This window comes from Methylobacterium sp. J-078 (assembly GCF_022829285.1).
Classification (GTDB): Bacteria; Pseudomonadota; Alphaproteobacteria; order Rhizobiales; family Beijerinckiaceae; genus Methylobacterium.
Window position 1 is genome coordinate 1 of the sequence record NZ_JAKSYI010000039.1, and the last position, 4,769, is coordinate 4,769.

6 protein-coding genes and 1 pseudogene are annotated in these 4,769 nt (G+C 68.1%); 6 read left to right on the forward strand and 1 reads right to left on the reverse strand.

Annotated features, from left to right (window positions below):
- From MKK58_RS03915 to MKK58_RS03940, 6 genes and pseudogenes are all read left to right on the forward strand, one after another.
- Window positions 1-374 (forward strand): annotated as a pseudogene (locus MKK58_RS03915) (PhnA-like protein); the annotation flags it as partial.
- A gap of 80 nt (window positions 375-454) precedes the next feature.
- Window positions 455-838 (forward strand): CsbD family protein, encoded by a 384-nt coding sequence (locus tag MKK58_RS03920; RefSeq protein WP_243910859.1) that lies wholly within the window; start codon window positions 455-457, stop codon window positions 836-838.
- Window positions 839-1,024: 186 nt separating this feature from the next.
- Window positions 1,025-1,135, forward strand: coding sequence for a BA14K family protein (locus MKK58_RS03925; RefSeq protein ID WP_243910860.1), 111 nt, complete (start codon window positions 1,025-1,027; stop codon window positions 1,133-1,135).
- A 150-nt stretch (window positions 1,136-1,285) separates the two neighbouring features.
- Window positions 1,286-1,771, forward strand: coding sequence for a YidB family protein (locus tag MKK58_RS03930; RefSeq protein ID WP_243910861.1), 486 nt, complete (start codon window positions 1,286-1,288; stop codon window positions 1,769-1,771).
- Window positions 1,772-1,981: 210 nt separating this feature from the next.
- Window positions 1,982-2,266 carry a LysM peptidoglycan-binding domain-containing protein gene (locus MKK58_RS03935; RefSeq protein ID WP_243910862.1) on the forward strand — a complete coding sequence of 95 codons (285 nt, stop codon included), beginning with the start codon at window positions 1,982-1,984 and terminating at the stop codon, window positions 2,264-2,266.
- A gap of 595 nt (window positions 2,267-2,861) precedes the next feature.
- Window positions 2,862-3,269: a hypothetical protein gene (locus MKK58_RS03940; RefSeq protein ID WP_243910863.1), complete on the forward strand. Its 408-nt coding sequence runs from the start codon at window positions 2,862-2,864 to the stop codon at window positions 3,267-3,269.
- Window positions 3,270-3,735: 466 nt separating this feature from the next.
- On the opposite strand, the gene MKK58_RS03945 is transcribed toward MKK58_RS03940, so the two are convergent.
- Complete coding sequence (locus MKK58_RS03945; protein ID WP_243910864.1) at window positions 3,736-4,215, reverse strand: hypothetical protein; 480 nt, start codon at window positions 4,213-4,215, stop codon at window positions 3,736-3,738.
- Window positions 4,216-4,769: the final 554 nt, after the last annotated feature.

Sequence of the window (4,769 nt, forward strand, 5' to 3'; positions counted from 1 at the left end):
CCGCCGGCCAGGAACCGCAGGCGGCCAAGGACGCTGCCGTGGCGGCCTCCCGCGCCCTGCTCACGGGTGACCCGGCGCAGAAGTCTCAGGCCGAGACCCGCGCGGCCGACGCGCTGGCCAAGGCCCAGGGCATCCCGGTCGACCAGGCAAAGGCGCAGCTCCAGGACTACCGCAAGCAGTACGACGAGACCGTGGCGGCGGCCAAGCAGAACGCCGAGGCCGCGGCGGTGGCGGCCAAGTCCGCCGCCACGCAGGGCGCCTTCTACGGCGCGCTCGCGCTGATCCTGGGCGCGCTGGCGGGTTTCCTGGGCGGCCGCTTGGGCGCCCCCAAGCTCCCGACCCTGGCCGACGGCTACGCCGCCCGCCGCGCCTGATCCGCGAATCCCGGCCGGTCCCCGCGACCGGCCGGGTCTCGCAGCCCCGCATTCCCCCTCGAACACAGGAGATCCGATCCATGGACGGAGATCAGTTCCGCGGCGCGTCCCGCCACGTCAAAGGCCGTGCACAGACCGCCATCGGCGGGATCACCGGCGACCCGGCCCGCCAGGTCCGGGGCGCCGTGAACCAGGTGGCGGGCGGCGCGCAGTACGCCTATGGCCGCGCCCGCGAGCGCGCCGACGATCTGGCCGAGGACGGGCGTCACCTCGCTAACGCGGCCCGCGAGCGCGCCGACGACCTCATCGCGGACGGACGCGATTTCGCCCGTCACGCGCGCAAGCGCGGAAACGCCTACGGCCGTCAGGCCGTGCGCTACGCCGACGACAACCGCACTTCCGCCCTTCTCGGGCTCGCCGCCATCGCATTCGCGGTCGGCTGGCTGTCCCGCCCCCAGCGCTGACCCGCAGACCAGCCAAGCCCGACCGCCGGAGACCAACCCATGATCCGCAAGCTCCTGACCGCCTTCGTGCTCCCGAAGGTCATCGCCTATGTCAGCCGCCGCTTCGGTGGCCGTTCCGCCGTCCCGCCGAATCGCCGCGGCTACTGAACCCGCCAGCACGGCGCCACGCCCGGAGGCCGTCATACGATGACGCTGACGCTCGTCCTCACCGCCGCGTGCGCTCGCCGCGTCCGTTCTTCCGACGCGGCCAGCGGGGCCTATCCGGGCTGCGACGGTGATCGTCACCCGTGCCTGTGATCTCCTCGGAGGCCGAGGCGCGCGCTCATGGCCGTTCACGCCGGTCCCGACCGATCGCCGAACCGGATCCAAGTTCGAAAGATGCGGCCGGATGACCCCGTCCGGCCCTCTCCGCCCCACCCTTTACCCCGAGACCTCAAAGGACGAACCATGAGCAAGGGCTATCCCTCGATGACGGCACTGCTGGGCCTGCTGGCCGTGGCGGGCTACCAGAACCGCGACAAGCTCGCCGAACTGCTGAAGGGCCACGACGCCCCGACGCACGGTACCGTCCCGCCGATCCCGAACACGTCCCGCCCGGCCCCGTCCGCCGGCGGCAGCGGCCTTGGCAACCTCGGCGGTCTTCTGGGTGGCGTCGGTACGGCCGGGATCGGCGGTCTGATCGCCAGCGGCTTGAGCGAACTCGTCGACCATTTCACGCAAGGCGGTCACGGTGAGACGGCCAAGTCCTGGGTCAACCAGGGGCCGAACCGCGACATCCATGAGGCCGACCTCGAGCGCGCCATCGGGTCGGACACCCTCGATCACCTCACCCAGCAGACGGGCCTGAGCCGCAGCGCGCTGCTCTCCCGCCTGTCGCGCGAGCTGCCCTCGGCCATCGACCGCTACGCCACCGACGGTCGCACGCCTGCCTGATCTCGACGGATAACGGCCGGCGCCCGGTGGGGGCCGGCCGTCCATGACTCCGGGTGACGCCCGGGCGGGGTTCGATCCACTGACTTCCGCGACCTTGCGAAATCCCATGGTCATCGACGCCCGCGCGGAACTGCGACGCCCCTTGCCCTTCAGCCCCTCGGTCGTGGCGGCGGTACCGCTCGTCTGGCTGGCCGAGCATGTCGCGCGACGGTGTCTCCGACGCCCCGCCCGACCCTGGGCGAGCCGGCGGTCGACCCCACCATCGTCTCCGTGCCCGCGGTGAAGACGGCACGGCTCGAGCGGGGTGACAGCCGCTCGGCGATCAGCCGGCGCACATGCGGCGAGGGTGATCGCGACACCGCGATCGACGACGCCAACCAGGACCAGATCCAAAAAACGGATCTGATCGATCCCGGCCAAGTCTTCCCTGATGAGGTCTTCGTGCTGCCGAGCGAGGACGCCATCGAGGCCGGGCAGACCCACAAGCGCAGCTGACGGAGCAAGACCATGACCACCTTCACCAAGACGATCACCTACCTTCTGGCCGCCGCCGCGGTCTGCACCCTCGTCGTCGTGGTCCTGCAATCGAGCAGCTTGCTGGCGAATTCCTAGCGGGGACGCGCCAGCGGTCCTTGCCGCGTCGGCCTGGAATTGATTGGACTGACCGTCACCGCAACGGATGCGGTCTCCAAGCTTGCGTTGAGATGACGACTCGGTGAAGGAACGGTCGTTCGACGGGAATGTGCGCGAATTCCAGGTCGAAGCCGAGGATCGTCATGCGTATGCTTCCACCCGCCGTCCCACTCATCAGGCGAGCGGCGCGACCGGACCAATCACGGAACGGGGGCCGCTCCCATCCTGACGTATTTCATGCCGGATTGACGGATGTCGCGTCCTATCCCATCGGTCGGAGCTACACCTGCGGCGCATAATCCGGGGCATCGCACGGTTTTGCGCCGTGTCTAGGCTACGACGCCTCTTCGGGCGGACACGGATACTGACCTGTGACGTGTTGACCAGAGCCGGAATCGGAACGCGCTGCGGTCCTGGGCCGTTGTCAGGCCACATCCCACACGTGAGGAGATTTCGCATGCGCAAGCTCGCCCTTGCATCGACCGCCCTGCTGGGTCTCGGACTGCTGGCATCAGCGCCCGCCGAGGCCCGTGGTTGGGGCTACGGCCATGGATACGGACATGGCGGTTACGGCTACGGTGGAGGTTACCGCGGCGTCGGCTACCGCGGGGGCTATGGTGGGTATCGTGGCTACGGCCATGGCTATGGTCGTGGCTACGGCTACCGTCGCGGCATCGGTCCCGGTGCTGCCATCGGCCTCGGCATCGCCGGCCTCGCGGCGGGCGCCATCGCGGCGAACAGCTACGGCGGTTATGGCTACGGCTACGGTCGTCCCGTCGGCTATTACGGTGGCGGCTACGGTTACGCACCGGCCTACGGCTACGGCGGCGGGTACGGTTATCCGGCCTATGGCTACGGCTACTGAGCCAACCCCATCGTCGGGTCGCTTCGCCCCGTTCGCAGTCTAGCTACGATGGGCGTCCGGATTCTATCCGGGCGCCCTTTTCCTTTATGCCAACCTGTTGCTATAAGTATTATCGTTCTCGGTAACGTTTTAAAAAGTCATTGTAGAAATGCAAAACGCTTTTCGGATTGATATTTGTTCGGCGTATCCGTTCGAATATTCGTAATTCTGGAATTTCGCGTCTGACGCTGCTGTGCAGGGTTGCCGCATTCTCAGCCTTCGGCCTCCCCACACCGCCGCTTTTGCCCAGGAGACGGGCCCCCTACACCGATGACATCGCGATACTGAATCGTGAACTCGGAACGTAGGTCGGCATCGGCGCTCTGGGCTCCCCGCCCAATACTGGACAGCGGAAGGGCCCGAGCAGCGCCTCGTCCGACCAGACCGTCAACACCACCGGCAGCCCGGACGAAGCGGTGTCCGTGTTCTAGGACGCCGCGGTCGCCGAGGGAGCGGACGTCCGCGGCTCGGCACCCGCGATGACCTTGGCGTGGCGAACGCGGCCGCCCAGTGCCACGTGGATCTGGTAACGGCTGCCATCCTTCGAGCCGGCGATCTCAAAATGCTTCGGCTTGCGCCGCACTTCACCCTCGGGGACGTAGCCGTAGGCTTCGACGGCCGCCAGGACCGCGGCCGGGTTGGCCGGCGTCCGACCGGAATCCTCGTGCGGTTTTCTGGGCCATGCGATCGTGCGAATGGTGCCATCGTGGAGCGTCAGGGTGATCACCTTGATCTCGGACGGCTTGCGCTCGCCGGTGATCGAAACCCGGTCGCCCACTGCGACCGGGATGCCCTCGGCACCCTTCGGCCCGAGGTCGGCGAGGTGCCGGCCATTCTGGCTCTCGATGGCGAAGCGGTGCCCGAACACGGCCCAGACGGTGCCGGTGATGGTCTGCGATTCGGTCATGTGGTGTGTTCCTGGAGATTTGGTCCGGATGATCGCGGTCTCGCGCCGGAGCCGGCCCGCATCGGGTTGCCCGTCTTCTATGAGCGACCATCGAACTCGTCCTGAACGGAGCCGTTCAGCCCCGATTAGGGTTCGCAAGGACCCGAGGGGCGAGGGGGACTGGGGGTGGTTCGATACCCCGGCCCTCGAACGGGTCGCGCAGACCACGGGGTCAACGGCACCCCGCGATCGGTGCGGCACGCAAAGGAGCAGCCCGCCGCGGCCAGGGCCGGGCGGGCTGCGAACGATGAGGCCGGCGTCGACGGTTCCTACAGGCTCAGGAAAGCGTTGGCCGAGCCCATGATCGTGAAGGCGAGGCCGCCGACAAAGGCAGCGATCATCGCGTAGGAGAAGCCTTTCAGCAGCATCGGGTTATCCGTCTCCCGTCCGATCAGCAGCGGTTACCGCCCGAGGTCTGGCCGTATTGCTGGGTGGGGAAGTTCTGCTGGTTGGCGTTGCCCTCGGCGGCCGAGCTCATCGGGCAGCTGTAGGGGTTGCGCAGGGGGGCGGCGCGG